Annotated in this window: 20 protein-coding genes and 1 pseudogene; 16 read left to right on the forward strand and 5 right to left on the reverse strand. The window is 72.7% G+C overall.

Annotation, left to right across the window (positions count from 1 at the left end):
• The first annotated feature begins 98 nt into the window (after positions 1–98).
• On the forward strand, positions 99–890 hold the full coding sequence (locus tag ACFPM7_RS12760) for an NAD(P)H-binding protein (protein WP_378247384.1): 792 nt from the start codon (positions 99–101) through the stop codon (positions 888–890).
• A 55-nt stretch (positions 891–945) separates the two neighbouring features.
• Here ACFPM7_RS12760 and ACFPM7_RS12765 read toward each other — a convergent pair whose 3' ends face one another.
• The 3 genes from ACFPM7_RS12765 to ACFPM7_RS12775 all read right to left on the reverse strand — a co-directional run bounded on the left by ACFPM7_RS12765 (position 946) and on the right by ACFPM7_RS12775 (position 5,882).
• Positions 946–3,738, reverse strand: coding sequence for an aconitate hydratase (locus ACFPM7_RS12765; RefSeq protein WP_378247386.1), 2,793 nt, complete (start codon positions 3,736–3,738; stop codon positions 946–948).
• 207 nt (positions 3,739–3,945) lie between these two features.
• On the reverse strand, positions 3,946–5,424 hold the full coding sequence (locus ACFPM7_RS12770) for a flagellar basal body protein FliL (RefSeq protein ID WP_378247388.1): 1,479 nt from the start codon (positions 5,422–5,424) through the stop codon (positions 3,946–3,948).
• Complete coding sequence (locus tag ACFPM7_RS12775) at positions 5,421–5,882, reverse strand: hypothetical protein (RefSeq protein WP_378247390.1); 462 nt, start codon at positions 5,880–5,882, stop codon at positions 5,421–5,423. The genes ACFPM7_RS12770 and ACFPM7_RS12775 overlap by 4 nt, the downstream gene beginning before the upstream one ends.
• A 222-nt stretch (positions 5,883–6,104) precedes the next feature.
• Here ACFPM7_RS12775 and ACFPM7_RS12780 point away from each other — a divergent pair, with 222 nt between their 5' ends.
• Positions 6,105–7,364, forward strand: a complete 1,260-nt coding sequence (locus ACFPM7_RS12780) for an NlpC/P60 family protein (protein WP_378247391.1) — start codon at positions 6,105–6,107, stop codon at positions 7,362–7,364.
• A 4-nt stretch (positions 7,365–7,368) separates the two neighbouring features.
• Here ACFPM7_RS12780 and ACFPM7_RS12785 read toward each other — a convergent pair whose 3' ends face one another.
• Positions 7,369–7,701, reverse strand: coding sequence for an MmcQ/YjbR family DNA-binding protein (locus ACFPM7_RS12785; RefSeq protein WP_378247982.1), 333 nt, complete (start codon positions 7,699–7,701; stop codon positions 7,369–7,371).
• 58 nt (positions 7,702–7,759) lie between these two features.
• On the opposite strand from ACFPM7_RS12785, the gene ACFPM7_RS12790 reads away from it, so the two are divergent.
• The 3 genes and pseudogenes from ACFPM7_RS12790 (at position 7,760) to ACFPM7_RS12800 (ending at position 10,804) form a co-directional block, all read left to right on the forward strand.
• Complete coding sequence (locus tag ACFPM7_RS12790; protein ID WP_378247393.1) at positions 7,760–8,518, forward strand: pentapeptide repeat-containing protein; 759 nt, start codon at positions 7,760–7,762, stop codon at positions 8,516–8,518.
• 229 nt (positions 8,519–8,747) lie between these two features.
• Positions 8,748–9,250 (forward strand): annotated as a pseudogene (locus ACFPM7_RS12795) (PEP/pyruvate-binding domain-containing protein); the annotation flags it as partial.
• Between the two features lie 648 nt (positions 9,251–9,898).
• Complete coding sequence (locus tag ACFPM7_RS12800; RefSeq protein WP_378247984.1) at positions 9,899–10,804, forward strand: PEP-utilizing enzyme; 906 nt, start codon at positions 9,899–9,901, stop codon at positions 10,802–10,804.
• A gap of 19 nt (positions 10,805–10,823) precedes the next feature.
• Here the strand turns inward: ACFPM7_RS12800 and ACFPM7_RS12805 are convergent, their stop codons facing one another.
• Positions 10,824–11,693: an alpha/beta hydrolase family protein gene (locus ACFPM7_RS12805; RefSeq protein WP_378247395.1), complete on the reverse strand. Its 870-nt coding sequence runs from the start codon at positions 11,691–11,693 to the stop codon at positions 10,824–10,826.
• A 202-nt stretch (positions 11,694–11,895) separates the two neighbouring features.
• Here ACFPM7_RS12805 and ACFPM7_RS12810 point away from each other — a divergent pair, with 202 nt between their 5' ends.
• The 11 genes from ACFPM7_RS12810 (at position 11,896) to ACFPM7_RS12860 (ending at position 22,274) form a co-directional block, all read left to right on the forward strand.
• On the forward strand, positions 11,896–12,432 hold the full coding sequence (locus ACFPM7_RS12810; RefSeq protein WP_378247397.1) for a sigma-70 family RNA polymerase sigma factor: 537 nt from the start codon (positions 11,896–11,898) through the stop codon (positions 12,430–12,432).
• Positions 12,429–13,409, forward strand: coding sequence for an LCP family protein (locus ACFPM7_RS12815; protein WP_378247399.1), 981 nt, complete (start codon positions 12,429–12,431; stop codon positions 13,407–13,409). The genes ACFPM7_RS12810 and ACFPM7_RS12815 overlap by 4 nt, the downstream gene beginning before the upstream one ends.
• A gap of 10 nt (positions 13,410–13,419) precedes the next feature.
• Positions 13,420–13,956 carry an NTP transferase domain-containing protein gene (locus ACFPM7_RS12820; protein ID WP_378247401.1) on the forward strand — a complete coding sequence of 179 codons (537 nt, stop codon included), beginning with the start codon at positions 13,420–13,422 and terminating at the stop codon, positions 13,954–13,956.
• Positions 13,957–14,026: 70 nt separating this feature from the next.
• A complete protein-coding gene (locus tag ACFPM7_RS12825; RefSeq protein WP_378247403.1) occupies positions 14,027–15,046 on the forward strand; it encodes an AAA family ATPase in 1,020 nt (339 codons plus the stop codon).
• Positions 15,047–15,111: 65 nt separating this feature from the next.
• The gene (locus tag ACFPM7_RS12830; RefSeq protein WP_378247986.1) at positions 15,112–15,993 is read left to right on the forward strand and encodes a DUF58 domain-containing protein; all 882 of its coding nucleotides are present in this window, start codon (positions 15,112–15,114) and stop codon (positions 15,991–15,993) included.
• Positions 15,990–16,979: a VWA domain-containing protein gene (locus tag ACFPM7_RS12835; RefSeq protein ID WP_378247405.1), complete on the forward strand. Its 990-nt coding sequence runs from the start codon at positions 15,990–15,992 to the stop codon at positions 16,977–16,979. Before ACFPM7_RS12830 ends, ACFPM7_RS12835 begins: the two co-directional genes overlap by 4 nt.
• Positions 16,980–17,062: 83 nt before the next feature.
• On the forward strand, positions 17,063–17,689 hold the full coding sequence (locus tag ACFPM7_RS12840) for a hypothetical protein (RefSeq protein ID WP_378247407.1): 627 nt from the start codon (positions 17,063–17,065) through the stop codon (positions 17,687–17,689).
• A gap of 64 nt (positions 17,690–17,753) precedes the next feature.
• Positions 17,754–19,634 carry a UvrD-helicase domain-containing protein gene (locus tag ACFPM7_RS12845; protein ID WP_378247409.1) on the forward strand — a complete coding sequence of 627 codons (1,881 nt, stop codon included), beginning with the start codon at positions 17,754–17,756 and terminating at the stop codon, positions 19,632–19,634.
• A gap of 119 nt (positions 19,635–19,753) precedes the next feature.
• Positions 19,754–20,458, forward strand: a complete 705-nt coding sequence (fabG, locus tag ACFPM7_RS12850) for a 3-oxoacyl-ACP reductase FabG (protein WP_378247411.1) — start codon at positions 19,754–19,756, stop codon at positions 20,456–20,458.
• Between the two features lie 23 nt (positions 20,459–20,481).
• Complete coding sequence (gene fabI, locus ACFPM7_RS12855; RefSeq protein ID WP_378247413.1) at positions 20,482–21,249, forward strand: enoyl-ACP reductase FabI; 768 nt, start codon at positions 20,482–20,484, stop codon at positions 21,247–21,249.
• Positions 21,246–22,274, forward strand: coding sequence for a ferrochelatase (locus tag ACFPM7_RS12860; RefSeq protein WP_378247415.1), 1,029 nt, complete (start codon positions 21,246–21,248; stop codon positions 22,272–22,274). Before fabI ends, ACFPM7_RS12860 begins: the two co-directional genes overlap by 4 nt.
• The last annotated feature ends 34 nt before the right edge of the window (positions 22,275–22,308 follow it).

Below are 22,308 nucleotides of genomic sequence, written 5' to 3' on the forward strand. Positions count from 1 at the left end.
CCCGACCCAACCTACGCCCGGTCGCGAACGGCACGGCGCTTAATGTGGCGCATTACTCGCGCTCTGCGGCTGTCGGTGGCGCGTGTTGTGCTGGGGGCATGGCGAACAACGACATCCTCGTCCTCGGCGCGACCGGAACCACCGGACGGCGGGTCGTCGCCCAGCTGCGGGAGCGCGGTGCGGGTGTGCGGGCGGCGTCGCGGTCCGGGGAGGTGCGGTTTGACTGGGACGAGCCGTCGACCTGGGAGCAGGCGGTGGAAGGCGCGCGGCGGCTGTACCTGATGGCGCCGGACGGGCAGGCGGTGGCGGAGGACTTCGTCCGGCTGGCCGTGGACAGCGGGGTGCGCAGGGTGGTGCTGCTGTCCAGCCAGGGGATCGAGGTCATGGGGGACCAGCGGTTGCTGGAGGCCGAGCGGGTGGTGGAGGCCGCCGGGGCGGAGTGGGTCGTCGTGCGGCCGGACTGGTTCAACCAGAACTTCGACGCCGGGTTTCTGCGGCCCGCCGTGGACGCGGGGGTGGTGGCGCTGCCGGTGGGGGACGTGCGGCAGGCGTTCATCGACGCCGACGACATCGCGGCCGTCGCCGTGGCCGGGCTCCTGGAGGACGGGCACGCGGGGGAGACGCTGGTCATCTCCGGGCCGCGGGCGCTCTCCTTCGGCGAGGCCCTCGGCGAGATCGGGCGGGCCACCGGGCGCGAGATCCGCTTCGCCGGGGAACCCGACGACTACCGCGCCGCGATGTCCTTCCAGGACGACGCCGAGATCGAGGGCGCCATCGCGGCGTTCCGGGCGCTGGCCGAGCAGGGCGACGCCGCGCCGACCGACACCGTCGAGCGGGTCACCGGCCGCCCGCCCAAGGACTTCGCCACCTACGTCGCCGAGTCCTGGTGAGACGGCAGCGGGGCCGCCCCATCGAGGGAGCGGCCCCGCCGTCACGCGGGAACCCTTACTGGGAAACCATCTTCCGCAGCACGTACTGCATGATGCCGCCGTTGCGGTAGTAGTCGGCCTCACCGGGGGTGTCGATGCGCACGACCGCGTCGAACTCCGCGGTGCCGCCGTCGGTCTTGGTGGCGGTGACCTTGACGGTGCGCGGGGTCGAGCCGTCGTTCAGCTCGGTGATGCCCGCGATCGCGAAGGTCTCGGTGCCGTCCAGGCCCAGCGACTCGGCCGTCTCGCCCTGCGGGAACTGCAGCGGCAGCACGCCCATGCCGATGAGGTTCGAGCGGTGGATGCGCTCGAAGGACTCGGCGATGACGGCGCGCACGCCCAGCAGCGAGGTGCCCTTGGCCGCCCAGTCGCGGGAGGACCCGGAGCCGTACTCCTTGCCCGCCAGCACCATCAGCGGCGTGCCCTCGGCGGCGTAGTTCTGCGCGGCGTCGTAGATGAACGCCTGCTCGCCGTCCTTGGTGAAGTCGCGGGTGTAGCCGCCCTGCACGTCGTCGAGCAGCAGGTTGCGCAGCCGGATGTTGGCGAACGTGCCGCGGATCATGACCTCGTGGTTGCCGCGGCGCGAGCCGTAGGAGTTGAAGTCCCTGCGCTCGACGCCGTGCTCGGTGAGGTACTTGCCCGCCGGGGTGTCCTGCTTGATGGCGCCCGCCGGGGAGATGTGGTCGGTGGTGACCGAGTCGCCCAGCAGGGCCAGCACGCGCGCGCCCTCGATGTCGGTCACCGGCGCGGGCTGCATCTCCATGCCCTCGAAGTACGGGGGCTTGCGCACGTAGGTCGACTCGGTGTCCCACTCGAAGGTGTTGCCGGTCGGCGTCGGCAGCGACTGCCAGCGCTGGTCACCGGCGAACACGTCGGCGTAGCTGGAGGAGAAGCCCTCCGCCGACAGCGCCGAGGAGATGGTCTCGGCGATCTCCTGCGGCGACGGCCAGATGTCGCTCAGGTGCACCGGCTGCCCGTCGGACCCGGTGCCCAGCGGCTCGGTGGCGATGTCGATGTCCATCGACCCGGCCAGCGCGTAGGCCACCACCAGCGGCGGCGAGGCCAGGTAGTTCATCTTCACGTCCGGGTTGATCCGGCCCTCGAAGTTGCGGTTGCCCGAGAGCACGGACACGACCGCCAGGTCGGCCTCCTGCACCGCGGCGGAGATCTCCTCCTGCAGCGGGCCGGAGTTGCCGATGCACGTGGTGCAGCCGTAGCCGACCAGGTGGAAGCCCAGCTTCTCCAGGTACGGCATGAGGCCCGCGCGCTCGTAGTAGTCCATGACGACCTTGGAGCCCGGCGCCAGGGTGGTCTTCACCCACGGCTTGCGCTCCAGGCCGCGCTCGACGGCCTTCTTCGCCAGCAGCGCCGCGCCGATCATGACCGACGGGTTGGACGTGTTGGTGCAGGAGGTGATCGCCGCGATCGCCACCGCGCCGTGGTCCAGCTCGAACTCCGCGCCGTCCACGGTCACCTTGGTGGGCTTGCTGGTGCGGCCGCTCGCGTTCTTGGCCGCCGAGTGGTAGTCGACGGGCTTGCCCTCGCCGTTGCCGCCGGACACCGCGGGGGCGTCGCTGGCCGGGAAGGACTCCTCGCCCGCCTCGTCCACCGCCGAGTGCGGGGTGGCGTAGCTGCCCAGCGCCGCGCGGAAGGCGGACTTGGCGTCGGTCAGCTCGATGCGGTCCTGCGGGCGCTTCGGGCCGGCGATGGACGGCACGACCGTCGCCAGGTCCAGCTCCAGCGTCTCGGAGAACACCGGCTCGGCGGCCGGGTCGTGCCAGAGGCCCTGCTCCTTGGCGTAGGCCTCGACCAGCGCCACCTGCTCCTCGGAGCGGCCGGTGAAGCGCAGGTACTCGATCGTCTCGGCGTCGACCGGGAACATCGCCGCGGTGGAGCCGAACTCCGGCGACATGTTGCCGATGGTGGCGCGGTTGGCCAGTGGGACGGCGGTGACGCCGGAGCCGTAGAACTCCACGAACTTGCCGACGACGCCCTGCTTGCGCAGCATCTCGGTGATCGTCAGCACCAGGTCGGTGGCGGTGGCGCCCGCGGGCAGCTCGCCGTGCAGCTTGAAGCCGACCACGCGCGGGATCAGCATCGACACCGGCTGGCCGAGCATGGCGGCCTCGGCCTCGATGCCGCCGACGCCCCAGCCCAGCACGCCCAGGCCGTTGACCATCGTGGTGTGCGAGTCGGTGCCGACGAGGGTGTCGGGGTAGGCCTGCCCGTTGCGGACCATCACCACGCGGGCCAGGTGCTCGATGTTGACCTGGTGCACGATGCCGGTGCCGGGCGGGACGACCTTGAACTCGTCGAAGGCGCTCTGGCCCCAGCGCAGGAACTGGTAGCGCTCCTTGTTGCGCTCGTACTCCAGGTCGACGTTCAGCTCGAAGGCGTCCGGGCGGCCGAAGATGTCGGCGATGACGGAGTGGTCGATGACCAGCTCGGCCGGGGCCAGCGGGTTGACCCTGGCGGGGTCGCCGCCCAGCTGGGTCACGGCCTCGCGCATGGTCGCCAGGTCGACGATGCAGGGCACGCCGGTGAAGTCCTGCATGACCACCCGGCCGGGGGTGAACTGGATCTCCGTCGACGGCTCGGCGGCGGGGTCCCACTCGGCGAGGGCGCGGACGTGGTCGGCGGTGATGTTCGCGCCGTCCTCGGTGCGCAGGAGGTTCTCCAGCAGGATCTTCAGGCTGTACGGCAGGCGCTCGGCACCCTGCACGGCATCCAGGCGGAAGACCTCGTAGGAGGCGTCTCCGACTTTCAGCGTGGCGCGGGCGCCGAAGCTGTCCTTGCTCGGTGTGGTCACGTCCAACTCCAGTGGCGGCGCATGTCGGTTCGGATCGACGGGGGTGAGTCTCGCGTACCCGGCCGCGGCCCGCAGCAACCCCCTGCTCACCGCAAACAGTACGCTTGTCCTGTATTAGGTTTCAAGTCGGCGCGCCGGGGTGTGATCCACGACGCGCGGAGGCCCCCGGGACCGTGGTCCCGGGGGCCTCCGCGACAAGCGCCGTGCTTAGTTCGCCATCTCCAGCAGCGCCCGCACGTCCTCGGCCTCCAGGCTCTTGAGCGCGGTCACCATGACGTCGGTCAGCGAGCGGATCGGGCTGACGTACCACTTGCCGTCAACCTCGACCGTCACCACGCCGGTGTTCTCGATCATGCCCTTGACCAGGCCGGTCAGCGCCTTCTCCACGGCGGGCGGCATGCCCGTCCCGGCGAACTCGCGGGCCAGGTCGTCGGCGCACATGCGCTGCGCGGGCTGGCCCTGCACCTCGGCGGAATAGCACTCGCCGTCCTTGGTGATCGTGCCCGTCTCGCCCTCGACCTCCAGCACCAGCTTCTTGAGCAGCACCTTCGTGCCGTCCTCGACGTCGGTGGTCTCGGTCTCCAGCTCGATGATCCGCGCCGGGGCGGCCTCGATGCGGCCCGCCTGCTCGATCAGCACCGGGCCCACGTCGTGCAGCACGCCCATCTCGTCCGGCGGCAGCAGCTCGATCACCCGGCGCAGGTCGGCGTCCAGCGCGGCGTCGGCGAGACCGCGGACGGCCTCCTCCGGGCTGTTGGCGCCGTTGGCCGGGATGGCCTCCTTCGGCCACTCCAGCTTCGCCTCGGCCAGCGCGTAGTCGGCCAGCGTGTAGAACAGCGACGGGTACCACTCGCCGTCGACGTTCACGGTGGCGATGTTGATCGGCTCGCCGCCGTTCTTGGCGACCTCCTCGGCGATGTCCACCGTCTCGGTCTGCGGGCGCTCGGCCACCCCGCGCGGGAACGCGGCGTCGATGAACTCCTGCGTGTACGGCAGCTTGCTCATGTCCGAGGTGATGGTGAGCGTGCCGCCGGTCAGCTTGGTGATCGTGATCCGGTCGTTGACCTTCTCGGCCTTGGCGTCGTCGAAGGTCAGGTTCTCGGCCTTCATCTCGAAGCCGGTGATCTGGTTCGGGTCGGCGTCGGGCTTGTAGACCTCCAGGCGCACCAGCTCCTTGGTGGTCTCGCTGTTCAGCGTCGACATCAGGTCGCGCTCGGCCGGGGCCAGCCCGGTCAGCACGCCCGCGATGTCACCCTGGCCGATGGCCGTGACCAGGTTCGTCGCCGCCGTGGTCGGCGTCTCCGCGCCCGCGGCCACGGTGTTGTTGCGGTTGATGAAGAAGACCGTCGCGCCGACGCCTGCCGCCACCGCGATCACCGCGGCCACGACACCGATGACCAGGCCCTTGCGGCCCTTCTTCGGCGGCTCGGGGGCCGGGTAGCCGTACTGGCCCCCGTACTGTGTCTGCCCGTAGTTGGGCTGGGCGGGCTGCGGCCCGGTCTGGGGGAACGCCTGCTGCTGCGGACCCGTCTGCGGGAAGCCCTGCTGCGGATAACCCTGCTGGGGCTGTCCCTGCTGGTAGCCCCCCTGCTGCGGGTACCCGCCCTGCTGCGGGTAGCCCTGCGGCTGACCCTGTCCGTACGGGTCGTTCGGCGGCCACTGACCGCCCTGACCTGGATACGTCACCGTTCCCCTCCTGCGTTCTCGCGTGTGCGCCCGCGCTCGCCGATGAGCGTCCCCAGCGCTGCCACCAGCGCCAAGGCGGCGCCGATGAGGCAGACCGTCGGGCCGGTCGCGGTGATCCCGACAGAACCTGTCCCGCTGTCGGCTTCGACGCGCGCACCACCCGCGATGGTTCCGATGATTATCGTCGGGAGCAGCGCGAACGTTGCGCCCACCCGCCGTGCGCCGAGCGCGTACGCCGCGATGCTCAGCGTGATCACCGGGATGAGCGCGAACCAGACGTAGATCAGGGCCTCCAGCGCGTCGCCGCGCAGGAAACCCAACGTCTGGATGACGCCGACGACCTCGAAGCTGTCCCGCATCACCGATCCCGAGCGCAGCCACGGCAGGAACATGCCGGTCACGGCCGTGATGAGGCCGATCAGGCCGGCGGCCAGCGCGATCCAGGAGCGGGTGGGCACGCGGTCATCGTCGCAGGTCCGACCCGCGCCTGTTGGCACTACCGGGTGATGTCGGCGGGTGATCGCTAATACTCAGAGTGTCATTCGTCGTGAATGTGGTCAGAGTTGTCGCTGTTGTCCCTGTTACGACTGGTCATGATGTGTCCGAAGTGGCACAGTCGACCGGGCGTCCGGTGAGGACCGGGTCCATCCAGGACACGCCAATACGGGGAGGCGGTCGTTGTGCGGAGCGTGCTGCTCGCGCTGCTGTTCGTGGTCGCGACCGCAGGGTCGGCCGTCGCGGTTCCCCCGCCCCCGCCGAATCCGAGCCAGTCCGAAATCGACGCGGGCAAGCGCGCCGCCAAGAACAAGGCGGGCGAGGTCGGCAGGCTGACCAACCAGCTCGCCCAGGCCGAGGCCCGCCTGATGGACCTGCACGCCGAGGTCGAGCTGCGGATGGAGGAGGCCAACCAGGCGCTGGTCGACCTGGAGTCCGCGCGCGAGGTCGCCAAGAAGGCCCGCGCCGACGCCGCCGCCGCGTCCCGGGAAGCCGACGGCGCGGCCCGGGTCGTGGACGACGCCCGCGCCGAACTGGACGAGTTCGCGGCGGGCAGCTACAAGCAGGGCAGCACCGTCGGGTCGATCTCGGCGTACGTGGGGGCCGCCAGCCCGGAGGACCTGCTGGCCCGCGCCCAGCTCCTCGACGCGGTCGGCGGCAGCCACCTGGACGCGCTCGCCAGGATGGAGCGCGCGCGCACCCAGAAGGCGAACAAGGACTCGCTGGCCCGGCAGGCGCTGACCCAGGCCGAGCAGGCGGAGGACAAGGCCGAGGAGGCCAAGCGCGACGCCGACTCGGCGATGGCGACCGCGTCGGCCGCCCGGCGGGACGCGGAGTCCAAGACCGCCGAGCTGGAGGCCGCCCGGGCGGACTACGAGCGGCAGCTGGCGGCGGCCCAGCGCCGGGTCGGAGGCCTGGAGGCCCAGCGGTCCCGCTACAACCAGTGGCTGGCGGACAAGCGGCGCGAGGAGGCCGCCGCCAGCACCCCGCGTCCGCAGCGGCCGTCGGCGCGCCCGCCCGCGGGCGGATCGGTCCGCGTGGTGATCGACCGGGCGCTCTCGCAGATCGGCCTGCCGTACGCCTGGGGCGGCGGCAACGCCTACGGCCCCACCCGCGGCATCCGCGACGGCGGCGTGGCCGACTCCTACGGCGACTACAACAAGATCGGGTTCGACTGCTCGGGCCTGATGATCTACGCCTTCGCCGGTGTGGGCATCCGACTACCGCACTATTCCGGCTACCAGGCGACCTACGGGCGCAAGGTGTCGCTGAACAGCATGCGCCCGGGGGACATGCTGTTCTGGGCGACCAGGGGCCGCATCCACCACGTGGCCATGTACATCGGGAACGGGCAGATGGTCGAAGCGCCGTTCAGCGGGTCCCGGGTGCGGGTGACATCGGTCCGCTGGGGCGGACTCGTCCCCTACGCCGTCCGATTGCTGTGACGGACTAGCCCCACGGGAGGGCGGTGGTCGCGCCCAGCTCGGCCGGAGCGGAGAGGCGCCACGCCTCGAAGACCAGCTCGCGCAGTTCGTCGGACTCGATGCCCGACAGGTGCACGACGACCCAGCCGAAGCCGCCCATCGTGAACTGGACCTCGAAGACCTCGGGGCGCTCGGCGACCAGGGCCTCCTGCTCGGACAGGGTCTGCTTCAGGCCGACCGTCTGCGTCCTCGGCCAGTAGTAGCCGAAGCGCTTCCCCAGGACGCTGAACCAGGTGTAGTCGCCGCCCTCACCGCGCTCGACGCCGGGGAGGGCGTCGACGGTGGCGTGGAAGTCGATGGTGGTCGCGGGCACCGCGCCAGGTTAGACCCGGTGGGCGACAAAGTACGGTGGGCGGGTGACCGAGTTGCGTGCCGACTGCTCCCGGTGCCACGGGCTGTGCTGCGTCGCGCTGCCGTTCCCCAAGTCGGCCGACTTCGCGGTGGACAAGCAGGCCGGGAAGCCGTGCGGGAACCTGCGGGCGGACTACCGCTGCGGAATCCACGACCGGCTCCGGGAGAGCGGGTACCGGGGGTGCACCGTCTTCGAGTGCTTCGGGGCCGGGCAGCGGGTCTCCCGGGGGAGCGGCTGGCGGGCCTCCGCCGCCGACGCCGAGCGGCAGTTCGCGTGGTTCGGCAAGGTCCGGGAGCTGCACGAGGTGCTGTGGCACATCGAGGAGGCGCTCGCGCTGCCGGAGGCGGCGGCGGTGCGCGGCGACCTCATCCGCGTCCGGGACACCGTCGACGCCGCCGCCGAGGACCCCGGCTGCGATGTCGGGTCCTTGCGGCAGCTGGCGCTGGGGCCGCTGCGGGCGGCGAGCGGGTTGGCCAGGGGGAAGGGGCCGGACCTGGGTGGGGCCCAGCTGATCGGGCGGGACCTGCGGAGCCGGAAGCTGCGGGGTGCGTCGCTGCGGGGCGCGGTGCTGGTGGGGGCCGATCTGCGCGGCGTCGATCTGGGGCGGGCCGACCTGACGGGCGCCGATCTGCGGGGAGCCGACCTGCGGGGGGCCGACCTGCGGCGGGCGCTGTTCCTCACCCAGCCACAGCTCACCGCCGCCGTGGGGGACCGCACAACGCTGCTCTCCCCGGAAAAGGACCGTCCGGCGCATTGGAGCTGACTAGGCTCGGCGCATGGGGGACGTGCTTTCGCTGGAGGATGACAGGGTCGATATCGCCACCGCGGGAGGGAAGGCGGCTTCGCTCAGCCGGTTGGTCCGGGCGGGGTTGCCGGTGCCGCCGGGGTTTGTCGTGCTCGCGGAGCAGGACGCGGTCGACGCGGTTCGGCGGGCCTACCGGGGCGGGCCGGTGGCTGTGCGCTCGTCGGCGACGAGCGAGGACCTGGCCGGGATGTCGGCCGCGGGCCAGCACGACTCGTTCCTGTGGGTGCGGGGCGCGGATGCGGTGGTGGACGCGATCCGGGCGTGCCGGGCGTCGTTGGACACCGACCGGGCGGTGGCCTATCGGGAGCGCCACGGTGTGCGGGGAGCGCGGATCGGTGTCGTGGTGCAGCGGATGGTGGACGCGGACGCCGCCGGCGTGCTGTTCACCGCCAACCCGCTGACCGGTGACCGCGCGCAGACCGTCGTCAACGCCGCCTGGGACTGGGGGAGGCGGTGGTGGGCGGGCAGGTCACCGCCGACTTCCACGTGCTCGACGCCGAGGGCCGCGAAGTCGGCGGGCACGTCGCCGACAAGGCGGTCATGACCGTGCGGGCCGGCGGCGGCACCGCGCTCGCGCCCGTGCCGCCGGAGCGCCGCCGGGTGCCCGTGCTCAGCGCGGAGGACCTCGCCGAGCTGGCCGCGCTCGGCCGCCGGGCCCAGGAGGTGATCGGCGAGCCGGTCGACGTCGAGTGGGCTCGGGCAGGGGGCCGGTTCGCGCTGCTGCAGGCGCGGCCGATCACCGGGCTCGGGGAGGTGTGGAACGACTCCCTGCTGGGCGACTACCTCTGGACCGACGGCAACGTCGGCGAGGCGGTGCCCAGCGTGACCACGCCCGCGACGTGGTCGCTGGTGTCGGCGCTGGCCATGCCGCCGATCGACGGGCACCCCATGGCGGGCAACATCGGCGGGCGCTTCTACCTCAACCTCAGCCTCTACCACGCCGTCGGCGCGGCGTTCGGGCTGCGCGGGGTGGTCGCGCGGAAGGCGGCCGAGGTGTTCGGGCGGGTGCCCGACGGGGTGGAGGTGCCATCGGTGCGGCTGTCGCGCACGGCGGTGCTGCGGGCGGTCGCGCGTTTCGCCAGAGAGGGCGCCGCGCACAAGAGGCGCATGGCCGCCACGGTCGCTCAAGCCCCGGCCCGGTGCGCCGACCTGCACGCGCGGATCGCCGGGGCCGACCTGGCCGAAATCCGTACACTGTGGACTCGCGAACTGGCGGACCTGCTCGCGCTCAGCGCGCCGACGCTCGACGCGGGCGCGCGCATGGGCGGGCCGGGACGGGTCCGCAAGGTGCTGCGCAGGCTCGCGGGGGAACAGGACGCCACCACGCTGCTCACCGGGATGCACGGCGGCGGGGGCGAGCTGGCGAGCCTGGGACCGCTGGTCGGGTTGGCCAGGCTGCGAGCCGGGGAGATCGGCCGCGACGAGTACACCGCCGCGTGGGGGCACCGCTGCCCGGAGGAGTTCGAGCTGGCCGCGCCTCGGCCCGCCGAGGACCCGGGGTGGCCGGAGAACGCCCCCGACCCCGGTGACCCGGGCGCGCTGCTCGCCCGGCAGGCCCAGGCCCGCGACGCCGCGTGGCGGCGGCTCGAACAGCGCCACCCGCGCAGGGCGCGCAAGGTCGGCGCGCTGCTCGGCGAGGCCGCCGCGGCGGGCAGACTCCGCGAGCTGGCCCGCTCCGAGCTGATCCGCGTCGTCGGCGTGCTGCGCGCCTTCCTGCTGCGGGTGCGCGAGCTGACCGGGCACGACGCCTTCTTCCTGACCTTCGCCGAGGTGGCCGCGCTGCTCGCGGGCGATGACTCGGCGACCTCGGCCATCCCGGCCCGCCGCGCCGCCTACGACCGCTACCGGGCGCTGCCCCCGTACCCGTCGCTGATCCGCGGCCGCTTCGACCCGTTCGACCAGCCGCCTGCCCGCGACGGCGCGATCACCGGCTTCCCCGGCGTGCCCAGGGTGGTGGAGGGCGTCGTGCGGGTGGTGGCCACCCCGGCCGACGGCGCGGCGCTGCGGCAGGGCGAGATCCTGGTGGCGCGCTCGACCAATGTCGGCTGGACACCGCTGTTCCCCCGGGCCGCCGCCGTGGTGACCGACGTCGGCGCGCCCCTGTCGCACGCCGCGATCGTGGCCCGCGAGCTGGGCATCCCGGCGGTCGTGGGCTGCGGCGACGCGACCGCGCGGCTGACCACCGGCGACCGGGTGGTCGTGGACGGCGCGCGCGGGACGGTCACCCCCGTGGGGCGGGGATGACCGTCCCGAGCCTGCCCCGTCAGGAGTGCGGGCAGGTGTCGCGGTACTCCTCGATCGCCGAGCCGCTGGGCGCCGGGCACAGGAACTGCTCGTAGCGGGTGTCGTTGTCGATGAACCGCTTGAGCCAGGCGATGCTGTACTTGGCGATGGTGGTGTTGGACGAGTTCGGCGCGAAGTGGCCGGCCCCGTTCAGCTCCAGGTAAGCCTTGTCCAGTGTGGACGGCATGCTGGTGTGGAAGCGCTCGGAGTGCGAGGCCACCGAGGCCACCGAGTCGTTCTCCGCGCCGATGATCAACGTCGGCACCGACGTCCGCGACCAGCTCTTGGTGGTGTGCCACGGGGTCAGGGGGATGGAGGCCTGCAGGGCGGGCCGGTCGTTGGACGCCTCGATCGCGCCGCCGCCGCCCATGGAGTGGCCCATGACGCCCAGTCGGGTGGGGTCGATGCGCGAGCGCACCGCACTGGTGCCGGTGAGGTGGTCCAGCGCTGCGAGCAGTTGGTCGGCGCGGCTGCCGGGCTGGTCGTAGCGGCTGGTGGTGTCGATGGTGATGACCACGAAGCCCTGCGAGGCGATGCGCGGGCCCAGCCAGGAGATGCTGGACTGCGTGCCGGTGTAGCCCGGCGAGATGGCGATGGCGCCGAAGGTGCCCGACGCGGTGGAGGTCGGGTAGTAGATGGTGCCGCCGCCGAAGCCGCGGGCGGCGAGGCTGGACACCGTGGTCGACGTGGTGGTGAACGGGCCGCGGACGGCCTCGATGCTGCTGTTCGACGGCGCGGGACCGCGCTCGTACGGGTTCTCGGCGGCGAGCGCCGCGGTAGTCTCCGCGGTCAGGCCGGCCACGAGGGCCAAGGGCGCGAGAACGCGCGTGAACAGGCGAGATCGGGACATGAGGGCTCTTCCTGGAGGAATTGGGAGCGTTCACAACTCGCGAGTAGGTTGATTGTTAAGTCGCCGACTGAACATGTCAAGAGGTCGCGAGGTAGTCGAGAAAAGAGGGAATTGCACGCGGCCGTATAGCTGCCTGTGACGGGTGTCACCACCGGTGGCGGCGTGCAACAGTCGGCCGCGGTGGGCGCGTTTCCCGACCGGAATGACCGCCCGCATTGGAGGGACAGTGCCCGATGGGTACCCCGAGGGGTTCGAGGAGTTCGTGGTCGAACGCGTGGACAGGCTGCTGCGCTACGCCACCGCTCTGTGCTGTGACAGGTACCTGGCGCAAGACATCGTCCAGGAAGTGCTGCTGCGCGCGCAGCGGAGGTGGTCCCGCATAGCCGCCACCGACGCGCCCTACCTGTACGTCAAGCGCATGGTCACCAACGAGTACCTGTCCTGGCGGCGCAGGCGGGCCGCCCGCGACGTCGCCGCCGCGCCCGAGGTGCTGACCGTACTCGCGCCCGCCGTCGCCGACGGCGCCGCCGCGCACGCCGAGCGCGACGCCATGCGCGCCCGCATCGCCGTGCTGCCGCGCAAGCAGCGCGCCGCGCTGGTGCTGCGCTACTACGAGGACTGCTCCGACGCCGAGATCGCCCGGGTGCTGAGCTGCGCCGAGGTGACCGTCCGCTCCCAGATCTCCCGCGCGCTGGCCGCTCTGCGTGCCGCCGCCCCCGCCCGTGAGGTGACCAGGTGACCGAAGACGACATCCGCGCCGTGCTCGCCGACGAGGCGGCCAACGCCGTCCCGGGCTCGGTGGTGATCGACCGCCTGCGCGCCCCGCGCAGGCGCCGCGGCGGGGTGGTGGCGCTCGTCGCCGCGGGCGTGATCGCGGTCGTGGGAGCGGTGGTCGTGCCGCTGGCCGCCGGCCGCGAGCCCGCCGCCCCGCCCGCCGCGCCGGTGCAGGCCGGGCCGAAGAACATCGTGGTGATCGGCGAGGCCGGTGAACTGGCCGACACGGTCATGCTGGTCAGGGTGGACGGTGGCCGGACGAGCGCGGTGTCGCTGCCCAGGGACACCTGGGTCGACCTGCCCGGCCGCGCGCCCGCGAAGCTCAACTCCGTGCTCAAGACCGACGGGCCCGCCGTTGTCGCCGAGGTCGTCGGCGAGATCACCGGTCAGCCCGTCGACCACTGGGCCGAGATCGACATGGCCGGGTTCGAGGAGCTGTCGGCCGCCGTCGGCGGAGTCGAGGTGTGCCTGCGCAACCCGGTGTCCGACCCGTACTCCGGCGCCGACTTCCCGGCGGGCGATGTCGTGGTGCGGGGCCCGTCGGCGCTGGCGTTCATCCGGCAGCGGCACGGCCTGCCCAACGGCGACCTCGACCGCATGGTGCGCCAGCAGGTCTTCCTGCGCGCCCTGGCGGACAAGCTCGTCACCACCGTCCTCACCGACCCGGGGCGCAAGGACGAGCTGTCCCGTCTGGTGCGCGAACTCGTGCGCACCGACCCCGGCTGGAACCCGGTCGCCGTGGCCGCCACCGCGACCGGACCCGCGCGCCTGGCCACCGTCCCGATCGAACAGGTGGACAAGATCGTCGACGGCCGCCCCGTGGTCGCGCTCGACCTCGCCGAGGTGCGCCGGTTCACCGCCGGGCACTTCGCGCCCCCGACCGGTGGCAGGTCTGGAACGTCGCCGTCGCCGGGGCCAGGTGGGGACGGCTGCGTCAACTAGGGTCGCCCGCATGACGTGGGCGGCGATCGTGCTGGCCGGGGGCCGGGGGAGCAGGCTCGGCGGCCTCGACAAGCCCGCCCTGGCCATCGGCGGCGCGACGCTGCTGGACCGGGCCGTGGAAGCCGCGGCCGGGGCCGGCCGGGTGGTCGTGGTCGGCCCTGAGCGGCCGTGCTCGCGGCCCGTCACCTGGACCAGGGAGGCCGAGCCCGGCTCGGGGCCGGTGGCCGCCGTCGCCGCCGGGCTCGCCGTGGTCGGCGCGGTGGAGGTCGTGGTGCTGCTGGCCGCCGACCTCCCCGCGGTGACCTCGGACGCGGTCGCGCTCGTGCGCGCTGCGGCCCTGCCCGCGGGCGCCGTCCTGGTCGACGGCGACGGCCGGGACCAGTGGCTGCTGAGCGCCTGGCCCGCCGCCGCGCTCCGTGCCGCCTTCGCCGCTCCCGGCCGCGGCCTCCACGCCACGCTCGGCCCGCTGGGGCCCGCCAGGGTGGCCGATGTGGCGGGCGCGTCCGCCGATGTGGACACCCCCGAGGACCTCGCCCGCTGGCGGTGATCCCCGGGCGTTTTCACAGCACTCATACCGGACGTCCGCTTTGCTGTGGGGGTATCCCGCCACAGGAGGAATGCCGGTGACCGAGCCGACCAGCACGCCCGCCCACGACGCCCAGGTGCTCGAACGCACGGTGTTCGAGGTCAAGCGCGTGATCGTCGGGCAAGACCGGCTGGTGGAGCGGATGCTCGTCGGGCTGCTGGCCAAGGGCCACCTGCTGATCGAGGGCGTGCCCGGGGTCGCCAAGACCCTCGCCGTGGAGACCTTCGCCAAGGTCGTCGGCGGCTCGTTCTCCCGCGTGCAGTTCACCCCCGACCTGGTGCCCGCCGACATCCTCGGCACCCGCATCTACCGCCAGGGCACCGAGCGCTTCGACGTCGAACTCGGCCCGGTCGTGGCCAACTTCGTGCTCGCCGACGAGATCAACCGCGCCCCGGCGAAGGTGCAGTCGGCGATGCTGGAGGTGATGGCCGAGAAGCACGTCTCCATCGGCGGCACGACCTTCCCGATGCCCGACCCGTTCCTGGTGCTGGCCACCCAGAACCCGATCGAGAACGAGGGCGTCTACCCGCTGCCCGAGGCCCAGCGCGACCGGTTCCTCTTCAAGATCATCGTCGAGTACCCGACGGCCGAGGAGGAGCGCGAGATCGTCTACCGGATGGGCGTCGAGGCTCCGGTGCCCGACCAGGTGCTCAGCCCGGAGGAGCTGGTGCGCCTGCAGGGCGTGGCCTCGCGGGTCTTCGTCCACCACGCGCTGGTCGACTACACCGTGCGCCTCGTGCTCGCCACGCGCACGCCCGCCGAGCACGGCCTCGCCGACGTCGCGGGCTGGATCGCCTACGGCGCCTCGCCGCGCGCCAGCCTCGGCATCGTCGCCGCCGCCCGCGCGCTCGCGCTGGTCCGCGGCCGCGACTACGTGCTGCCCCAGGATGTCGTGGACGTCGTTCCCGACGTGCTGCGCCACCGGCTCGTGCTCAGCTACGACGCCCTGGCCGACGGCGTCCCCGTCGACCACATGGTGACCCGCGTGCTGCAGACCGTGCCGCTGCCGCAGGTCTCGGCCCGGCCGCAGGTTCCCGCGGGCAGGCCGTGAGCGAGCGGCGCCAGAGCACCGGCGACCGGCCGGCCTGGGCGCCGCCGGTTCTGCGCGGCGACCGGATGGAAGCCGGACTGCGGCTGCTGGAGATCGACGTCCGGCGCAGGCTCGACGGGCTGCTCCAGGGCAACCACCTCGGTCTGGTCCCCGGGCCCGGCTCCGAGCCCGGCGAGGCCCGCCCCTACCAGCCCGGTGACGACGTGCGCCGGATGGACTGGGCCGTCACCGCCCGCACCACGACCCCGCACATCCGCGAGACCGTCGCCGACCGCGAGCTGGAGACCTGGCTGGTGGTCGACCTGTCCGCGTCGCTGGACTTCGGCACCGCCGCCTGCGAGAAGCGGGACCTGGCCGTCGCCGCGGTCGCCGCGATCACCCACCTGACCCGCGGCGGCGGCAACCGCGTCGGGGCGCTCATCGCCACCGGCGAGAAGACCGTCCGGGTGCCTGCGCGCGGCGGGCTCGCCCACGCGCGCGGCCTGGTCAAGCGGGTCGCCGAGACGCCGAGGGCAGGCGAGGGCGTGCGCGGCGACCTCGCCGACGCCGTCGACGCGCTGCGCAGGCCGCCGCGCCGCCGCGGCCTGGCCGTGGTGGTCTCGGACTTCCTCGGCGACACCGGCTGGCAGCGACCGCTGCGCGCGCTGTCGCTGCGCCACGAACTGGTCGCCGTCGAGATCGTCGACCCGCGCGACACCGAACTGCCCGACGTCGGCACCGTGGTGCTCGCCGACCCCGAGACCGGCCGCCAGCGCGAGGTCACCGCGACGGCGCTGCTGCGCAAGGAGTTCGCCGCGGCGGCCGCCGAGCACCGCGCCACCGTCGCCGCCGCGCTGCGCCGCTCCGGCGCGGCGCACCTGACGCTGCGCACCGACTCCGACTGGATCGCCGACACCGTGCGCTTCATCGTCTCCCGCAAGCGCCGCTGGTCGGGTGGTGCGGCGTGACACTCAGCCTGAGCGGGTTCACCGCGCCGTGGTGGTTCCTGCTGCTGCTCGCCGTCGTCGCGCTGGTCGTGGGCTACGTGCTGGTGCAGAAGGCGCGCAGGCGCAGGACGCTGCGGTTCACCAACCTGGAGCTGCTGGAGCGGGTCGCGCCGAAGCGGCAGGGCTGGGTGCGGCACGTGCCCCCGGTGCTGCTGGTCATCGCGCTGATGCTGCTCACCACGGCCATGGCCGGGCCGACGGCCGAGCAGCGCGTGCCGCGCAACCGGGCGACCGTGGTGCTGGTGGTCGACGTGTCGCTGTCGATGGAGGCCACCGACGTCCAGCCCTCGCGGCTGGAGGCGGCGCAGGAGGCGGCGAAGTCCTTCGCCCAGGGCCTGACCCCCGGGGTCAACCTCGGCCTGATCAGCTTCGCCGGCACGGCCACCGTCCTCGTCGCGCCGACGACCGACCGCGCGGGCGTGGTCAACTCGATCGAGAACCTCAAGCTGGCCCAGTCCACAGCGACCGGTGAGGCGATCTTCGCGGCGCTGCAGTCGATCGACAGCTTCTCCTCGGTCGTGGGCGGGCCGGACGGTCCGCCGCCCGCGCGCATCGTGCTGATGTCCGACGGCAAGCAGACGATCCCGACGGAGTTCGAGGACGACCCGCGCGGCTCCTTCACCGCCGCCCGCGCCGCGAAGGAACGCGGCATCCCCATCACCACGATCTCCTTCGGAACGCTGCAGGGCACCGTCGAGATCGAGGGCCGCGTCCAGTCGGTCGAAGTGGACGACGACGCCATGCGCGAGATCGCGGGCCTCTCCGGCGGCGACTTCTACACCGCCGCCACCGCCGAACAGCTCCGCAGCGTCTACGACACCCTCGGCGAACAGATCGGCTACGAGATCAAGTTCAGCGATGCGAGCAGACCCTGGCTGATCATGGGGACGGTGTTGGCGCTGATCGCGGCCGGTGCGTCACTCCTGGTGGGCCAGCGGCTGCCCTGAGCGACGTATCCCGTTGCGCCGAAACCGTTCCCAAACGGCGCGCCATCGGCTAAACCAGAGCATCCGCCCGCGAGAGGGATGCCATGGCCAGGCGACAGATCGGTGGGGCGGGCGGCGGCTCGCAGAGGGCTCCGAGCTCGGTGGGCGCGGTGGTCGTCGGCGCGATCGTCGCGGTGGGCATGGCGTTCTCGGCGGGCGGCACCAGCGCCACGCCGCCCTCGGCTCCCCAGGGGATCGCCAACAAGGCCGCGGCCAAGGACCTGGCGCGCGCGGGCAAGCCGTCGGCGTGGTCTCGGATGGGCATGCGCGCGGGCAAGCAGGCCGTGCGCACGGGTGGGGACTGCGCGGCCCTGTCCACCGACCAGATCCGCGCCTTCTTCACCCGCCTCCCGTGCCGCACCCTGACCCGCGCCGCCTACCCGGTGACCCTGGAGTCCGGCGCGGTGGTCGCCGTGTCGGTCGTCTGGGTCGGCTTCAGCACCGCGAACCAGGCGGCGGGATTCCAGGCCCTGCACCGCATCCACGGCAACGGCGACGTCCTCCCGATCACCCGGGACGTCCACTTCACCGCCCTCAACTACGACTCCCGCCGCGACGGCGCCACCGTCGTCTTCGCCGAGACCGAGCCGGTCTCCGGCACGCCGGACGCGGCGACTTTGGACACGATCGCCGAGGTGGCGGCCGCGTTCCCGAGGCCGGGAAAGCGTTGATCCATCCGGGTGGTGGGCGCTGATTGAGCGGATAGCGACCGAGTGACCACGTAACGTGTCGATCATGGGGGATGTCGCGCGCCGCGCGCGCTTGGCCACGGAACTGGTCACCCGGCACTTCCCGGACGCGGAGGGGGACTTCCGCCGGGTGCTGTCGGCGCTGGTCGCCCGCGCGGGCTGGCGCTGCCTGGTCCGCAGGGGACGGGGCGGGGTGGACGTGTTCGCGGTCGGCAAGGGCGGCGTGCTCGCCATCGTCATCGGCGAGCACCTGCCCGACCACGACACCGCGCGGGCACTGCTCGCCGAGGCCGAGCACGCCTTCGCCGGGGTGCGGGTGTCCGGGCGGGTGGTGGCCGCACCCCGGCTGGTGGCCATCCGGCCCGGGTCCGCGGAGGCCAGATCGCGAGCGGACGGCCTCTACCAGGCCGTGCGCGAGGCGGACCTGGAGAAGTTCTTCGCCTCGACCGCGGCCCACCTCACCAAGACCCACGTCCGCGCGATCACCGACGCCGTCCGGCTGCCCGGTTTCGCCCTGCTCACCGTGGCCGAGCGAACAGCACCGGAGTCCGCGCCCGGCCTCCTCGACGCCGACGAACTGCGCGAGGACCAGGTGGCATCGGCGATGTCGGGGTCCTTCCAGAGCTGGCTGACCTTCCTGCACCCGTCCCAGTCGGGCATCGTGACCCGCCGCTACTCCGGCCCGGCCAGGATCGGCGGACCCGCGGGCACCGGCAAGACGGTGGTGGCCCTGCACCGCCTGCGCGCCATCGCGCGCCGCACCACCGGGCCTCTTCTCTTCACCACGTTCGTGCGCACCCTGCCCACGGTGCACCGGGAGTCATTCCTGCGCTTGGCACCCGAACTGGCCGACCGGGTGGAGTTCACCGGTCTGCACGCCTGGGCGCACCGACTGCTGAGGGAACGGGGCGTCACCGTCTCCCAGCACGGTTCTGTGGGGAGCGTGTTCAACCTGGCCTGGCTGGCGCACCGATCGGCGTTGGAACCGGTGGAACCCCGCGAGTACTGGTGGACCGAGATCGACACCGTCGTCAAAGGACGGGGTATCCGCACCTTTGACGAGTACACCCTGGTCCCGCGGAAAGGGCGCGTCCGCAAGCTCAGCGCGGCGCAGAAGGAAGCCGTGTGGGCGCTCTACGAGACCTACCAGGCCAAGCTGGCGGAGCGGGGCCTGCTGGACTTCAACGACCTCGTCCAGCGGGCCTGGGAGGAACTGGACGGCGAAGACCCGCCCTACGCCGCCGTGGTGGCCGACGAGGTGCAGGACATCTCGCTGATGGGTCTGCGCCTGCTGCACCGGCTCGCGGGCGACGGCCCGGACGGCCTCCTGCTGGTGGGCGACGGTCAGCAGCAGGTCTACCCCGGTGGCTGGAAGCTCTCGGAGGCGGGGATCTCCGTGCGGGGGCGCGGAGCCGTGCTGAAGGTCAACTACCGCAACCGGGCCGACATCGTGCGCTTCGCCGACGGCTTGGGCGCGGTCGACGCCGTGGATGACCTCGACGGTGGTGCGGGGGTGTCCCTGCGCGACGCCGAGGTGGTCAGCGAGGGCGGTGTCGTGCGGATGTGGCGGGGCGATCGCGCGGACCTCGGGCAGGCGCTGCTCGAGGCGCTGCGCGGGACAGCCGCGCCGAGCGGCTCGACCGCGATCATCGTCCTGGGCCGAGTCAGTGACGTCGTCGGCGCCCTGCGCGGGGCAGGGGTGGCGAGCACGCCGCTCAAGGAGTACGCGGGCCTTCCCGACGACTCGGTCAAGGTCGGCACCGTCCACCGGGCCAAGGGCCTGGAGTTCCAGGCCGTCATCGCCGTGCACTTCGAGTCCGACGGCGCCGGGGCCGACCAGGAGGGGCGGGAGCTGCGGGCCCGGCAGCTCATGGTCGCCGCCACCCGGGCCAGGGACGAGCTGTGGTGGTTCGCCGTCCGGGGGTGACCGTGATCCCGACTGTGATCCCGAGTGTGACCAAGGCGTCGCCGGGGGTGTCAGCGGTTACGCAGGGGTAGCCGATAGCCTCATCCGCGGACCTGGCGGGCATCTGGACGGGGAGACTGATGGGACGGTCGGTACTGGTCACCGGCGGCAATCGCGGCATCGGGCTGGCGATCGCCCGCGCGTTCGCGGAGCAGGGCGACAAGGTGGCCGTCACGCACCGTGGTTCCGGGGTGCCGGAAGGGCTGTTCGGGGTGCGCTGCGACGTGACCGACATGGCCTCCGTCGATGCCGCCTTCACCGAGGTCGAGGACGCGCACGGGCCGGTCGAGGTGCTCATCGCCAACGCGGGCATCACCGACGACACGCTCCTCATGCGCATGGACGAGGACCAGTTCACCAAGGTCGTCGACGCCAACCTGACCGGGGCGTTCCGGGTCACCAAGCGGGCCACGCGCAACATGCTCAAGGCGCGGTTCGGGCGCATCGTCTACATCTCCTCGGTCGTCGGCATGCTCGGCTCGCCCGGGCAGGTCAACTACGCCGCCAGCAAGTCCGGGATGATCGGCATGGCGCGCTCCATCACCCGGGAGATGGGCGGGCGCGGCATCACCGCCAACGTCGTCGCCCCCGGGTTCATCACCACCGACATGACCGAGCAGGTGACCGAGGACCGGCGCGCCAAGATCCTCGCCTCGGTCCCCACGGGCCGCTACGGCACCACCGACGAGATCGCCGCCGCGGTCACGTTCCTCGCCTCCGACGCGGCCGGCTACATCAACGGCGCCGTGCTGCCGGTCGACGGCGGACTCGGCATGGGTCACTGATCAAGTAGGAGAACACCCCACACATGAGCGGATTGCTCGAGGGCAAGCGGCTGCTGGTCACCGGCGTGATCACCGACTCGTCCATCGCGTTCCACGTCGCCCGCGTCGCCCAGGAGCAGGGCGCGACCGTCGTCCTGACCGGGTACGGCAGGCTCAGCCTGGTCGAGCGGATCGCGCGCAGGCTGCCGAAGCCCGCGCCGCTGGTCGAGCTGGACGTGCAGAACTCCGAGCACCTGGACACCCTCGCCGAGCGGGTCTCCGAGCACGTCGACGGGCTCGACGGCGTCGTGCACGCCATCGGCTTCGCCCCGCAGTCCTGCCTCGGCGCGCCGTTCCTGGACGCGCCGTGGTCGGACGTGTCCGTGGCGGTGGAGGTCTCGGCGTACTCGCTGAAGTCGCTGGCGACGGCGACCCTGCCGCTGCTGGGGCCGGGCTCCTCGATCGTCGGACTGGACTTCGACGCGCGTGTGGCGTGGCCCGCCTACAACTGGATGGGCGTGGCCAAGGCCGCCTTCGAGTCCACCAACCGCTACCTGGCGCGCGAGCTGGGTCCGAAGGGCGTGCGGGTCAACCTCGTCGCCGCGGGCCCGGTGCGCACCATGGCCGCCAAGTCGATTCCCGGCTTCGGCGAGCTGGAGGAGGCCTGGGGCCAGCGCGCGCCGCTGGGCTGGGACGTCAACGACGCCGAGCCGGTCGCCAAGTCGGTGTGCGCCCTGCTGTCGGACTGGCTGCCCGCCACCACCGGCTCCATGGTGTGGGTCGACGGCGGTGTCCACGCGTTGGGCATGTGATGGCGGACGCGCTGCTGTGGCTGTCCTTCGGCGGGCCCGAGTCCCCAGCCGACGTGCGGCCGTTCCTGGAAAACGTCACGCGCGGCCGGGGGGTGCCCCCGGAGCGCCTCGATGAGGTCGAGGCGCACTACCAGCACTTCGGCGGCGTGTCGCCGATCAACGCGCTCAACAAGGCGGCGATCGCGGCCGTCGAGGCGGCGCTGAAGGCCGAGGGCATCGATCTGCCGGTGTACTTCGGCAACCGCAACTGGCACCCGATGGTGGAGGACACCGTCGCCCGCATGGCCGCGGACGGCGTGCGCGACGCCCTGGTCTTCCCGACCAGCGCCTACGGCGGCTACTCGGCCTGCCGCCAGTACGACGAGGACATCGCCCGCGCCCGCGAGGCGGTGCCCGACGCGCCGGACCTGCTGAAGCTGCGGCATTTCTTCGACCACCCGCTGTTCATCGCCGCCGCCGCCGACGCCGTGCGCGCCGTCGCCCCCGACGGCGACTACCGCCTGGTCTTCACCGCGCACTCGATCCCCGAGTCCGCCGACAAGGCCGCGGGCCCGCCGGAGGAGGGCGGCCACCGCTACTCCCGCCAGGTGGTCGAGGCGTCCCGCCTCGTCGCCGACGCCGTCGGCGCGCCCGCCCACGACGTGGTCTGGCAGTCCCGCTCCGGCCCGCCGCAGGTGCCGTGGCTGGAGCCCGACATCGTCGACCACATCGAGGCCCTGCACGCCGACGGCGTCACCGCGGTCGTGGTGTGCCCGATCGGCTTCGTCAGCGACCACCTGGAGGTCGTCTGGGACCTCGACACCGAGGCCAGGGAGAAGGCCGACGCCCTGGGCATGTCCTTCGCCCGCGCCGCCACCCCCGGCGCCGACCCCCGCTTCGCCGAACTGGTGGTCGAACTGGTCCGCGAGCACACGGCGGGCGCCTCGCCCCGCAAGCTCTCGGCCGTCCCCTCGGCGGGCTGCTCCCTCAACGGCGCCCCCTGCGCCATCTCCTGCTGCGAACCGGCCCGCAGGCCGGGCCGCTAGGCCATGTTCTCGGTGTGGGGCACGCGGTAGCCGC

Source organism: Actinokineospora guangxiensis (assembly GCF_042657845.1).
GTDB classification, from domain to species: domain Bacteria; phylum Actinomycetota; class Actinomycetes; order Mycobacteriales; family Pseudonocardiaceae; genus Actinokineospora; species Actinokineospora guangxiensis.

Excerpts from the sequence above, each read along its gene's own strand:
- ACFPM7_RS12760 (WP_378247384.1), top strand. The coding sequence starts at position 99 with ATGGCGAACAACGACATCCTCGTCCTCGGCGCGACCGGAACCACCGGA.
- ACFPM7_RS12800 (WP_378247984.1), top strand. The coding sequence starts at position 9,899 with ATGCACGGCGGCGGGGGCGAGCTGGCGAGCCTGGGACCGCTGGTCGGG.
- ACFPM7_RS12805 (WP_378247395.1), bottom strand. The coding sequence starts at position 11,693 with ATGTCCCGATCTCGCCTGTTCACGCGCGTTCTCGCGCCCTTGGCCCTC.
- ACFPM7_RS12810 (WP_378247397.1), top strand. The coding sequence starts at position 11,896 with ATGACCGCCCGCATTGGAGGGACAGTGCCCGATGGGTACCCCGAGGGG.
- ACFPM7_RS12820 (WP_378247401.1), top strand. The coding sequence starts at position 13,420 with ATGACGTGGGCGGCGATCGTGCTGGCCGGGGGCCGGGGGAGCAGGCTC.
- ACFPM7_RS12825 (WP_378247403.1), top strand. The coding sequence starts at position 14,027 with ATGCCGGTGACCGAGCCGACCAGCACGCCCGCCCACGACGCCCAGGTG.
- ACFPM7_RS12830 (WP_378247986.1), top strand. The coding sequence starts at position 15,112 with ATGGAAGCCGGACTGCGGCTGCTGGAGATCGACGTCCGGCGCAGGCTC.
- ACFPM7_RS12840 (WP_378247407.1), top strand. The coding sequence starts at position 17,063 with ATGGCCAGGCGACAGATCGGTGGGGCGGGCGGCGGCTCGCAGAGGGCT.
- ACFPM7_RS12845 (WP_378247409.1), top strand. The coding sequence starts at position 17,754 with ATGGGGGATGTCGCGCGCCGCGCGCGCTTGGCCACGGAACTGGTCACC.
- fabG (WP_378247411.1), top strand. The coding sequence starts at position 19,754 with ATGGGACGGTCGGTACTGGTCACCGGCGGCAATCGCGGCATCGGGCTG.
- fabI (WP_378247413.1), top strand. The coding sequence starts at position 20,482 with ATGAGCGGATTGCTCGAGGGCAAGCGGCTGCTGGTCACCGGCGTGATC.